Source organism: Streptomyces sp. SID13726 (assembly GCF_010548375.1).
Lineage (GTDB): Bacteria > Actinomycetota > Actinomycetes > Streptomycetales > Streptomycetaceae > Streptomyces.
In genome coordinates this window covers 1-614 of the sequence record NZ_JAAGLY010000154.1, presented here as the reverse complement: position 1 = coordinate 614, position 614 = coordinate 1, and the positions used below count along the sequence as shown (strand labels likewise).

Sequence of the window (614 nt, the reverse complement as noted above, 5' to 3'; positions counted from 1 at the left end):
TTCCAGCGTGAGGGCTCGGCCGGTGGCCTGTCGCTCGGCTCGCTCGGCCCGGTCAGCGAGGGTCTGTGGGCCTGGATCGTCGGAATGGGCCTCCTCATCGGGGCCGCGGTGTGGATCGGAGCGAAGTCCTCGTGAGCGACTACCAGAACCCCCGGTCGCCCGAGTCCTCGCACCGCGAGGTCGGGCACCGCGAGGAGCACGGCACCCTCGAGACGTTCCCGGACCCGGGTCTGCCGGAGCACAAGAGCCGCATGGCCGACCGCGACCCGAAGGCGTCGAAGCGCGGCGAGCGCCAGGTCGCGACGCTCTTCGGCCTCTCGGTGATCGGCACGATCGCCGCGCTCGTCGTGTACTTCGTCATCCCGCCGGACGGGACCACGGCCGGCGTGCGCCTGTCGACGCTCTCGCTCGGCGTGGCCATCGCCTTCGCGCTGCTCGGCATCGGCCTGGGTGCCGTGCACTGGGCGAAGGTGCTCATGTCCGACCACGAGAAGGTCGACGAGCGCCACCCGATCGCAAGCGACGCGGAGACCCGCGCCGGTGCGATCGCCGAGCTCGAGGCCGGCGCCAAGGACTCGGGCATCGCCCGTCTCGGCGTCCTCAAGGGCGCGGTG

The 614-nt window shown here is 72.1% G+C and carries 2 pseudogenes; both read left to right on the top strand.

The window, feature by feature from the left end:
* Window positions 1–135 (top strand): annotated as a pseudogene (locus tag G3I78_RS52560) (cystathionine beta-lyase); the annotation flags it as partial.
* Window positions 132–614, top strand: a pseudogene (locus tag G3I78_RS46885) (ubiquinol-cytochrome C reductase); the annotation flags it as partial. The pseudogenes G3I78_RS52560 and G3I78_RS46885, both read left to right, overlap by 4 nt.